Below are 1,260 nucleotides of genomic sequence, written 5' to 3'. Positions count from 1 at the left end.
TGTCGTGCTCTTCGTCGACCACGGGTGGCGACAGGGCTCCCGTCACCCTCGAGACGTCGTCTGGTGCGCCTGCCGCGCCGCGCTGGGTCGAGTTCGGTCCCAAGCCCATGGAATACCAGTTCGCGTTCTCTGACATCGCTTCAGGGCGCGTGACGTCGCTGCTCTCGCTCGACGCGTCGACCATCGTGCTGGGGTCGGCCAGCGGCGGCATCTGGCGCACGACGAATGCCGACAGCCAGGGGGCCGACTGGAATCCGCTCACCGACACCCTCTCGAACCTCAACATCGGCGCGCTGGCGCAAGACCCCACCGCACCACGCACGCTCTACGCTGGCACGGGAGAGGGCAACCTTCACGGTGTCTCGCGCGAGGGTGACGCGACGAGCTACGGCATCGGCATCTACCGCTCGACCGACGGCGGCCTCTCGTGGTCGTACATGCCGTCGTCGAGCCTGTTGCAGGGCATGGCCATCACCCGCATCATCGTCGACCCTGCCGACGCGCGACACATCATGGTCGCCACCCGCGAGAGCAGCATCACGCATCTGTCGCCGCTGGGGCTCGTGGTGAGCGCCGACGCCGGCGCGCACTTCCACGTCGTGCAGGCCCTCGCCGGACAGGGCGTCTTCGACCTCGCGCAGCATCCGTCGAAGCCGAGCGTCGTGCTGGCCGCCACGGCGAGCAGCACCAACGCGTCGGGTCCGGTCTCTGGCCAGATCATGCGCAGCACCGACGGCGGAGCGACCTGGGGGCCGGTGCAAGGGCTCCCCACGCCCACGAGCTGCTTTCGCATCAGCCTGGCGTCGGCGCCCTCTCGCCCCGACCGGTTCTACGCCCTCGTGGGCAGCAGCACCGGAGCCAACGGGAATGGGTTCGTGGGGCTGTACGGCAGCGACGACGGGGGCGCCACCTGGGTTGCCCTCGGCCCCACGGCCGCCATTGTGCGCGGTCTGGCCAACACCCTCTCGAAGTACGTCAACGTGGTCGCCGTCGACCCCGCCGACGCCTCGGTGGTGTACCTGGGTGGGGTGAACCTCATCCGCGTGAGCGGCCTCGACTTCACCCAAACGGCGAACGGCACGGTGACCGCCCTGACAGGCAGCAGCGGTCCGCGCGGCGGCGGCAGCGACAACGAGGAAGACGACGACTCGTTGTTTGCGGGCTCCCCGCACGTCGACCACCATGCCATCGTGTTCGATGCGGCAGGCAACCTCATCGACGCCACCGACGCGGGGCCGTGGCGCCTTCCTCACCCGTCGA

The 1,260-nt window shown here is 69.4% G+C and carries 1 protein-coding gene; it reads left to right on the top strand.

All coding sequences use genetic code 11. The features are described 5' to 3' along the window. Positions 1–1,260, top strand: a 1,260-nt coding sequence (locus tag EB084_25860; GenBank protein NDD31690.1) for a hypothetical protein, incomplete at both ends; no start/stop codon positions are given.

This window comes from Pseudomonadota bacterium (genome assembly GCA_010028905.1).
In the GTDB taxonomy this organism is placed as follows: domain Bacteria; phylum Vulcanimicrobiota; class Xenobia; order RGZZ01; family RGZZ01; genus RGZZ01.
Note: the sequence above shows the minus strand (reverse complement) of the source record. Positions and strands in the feature narration are given on the sequence as shown.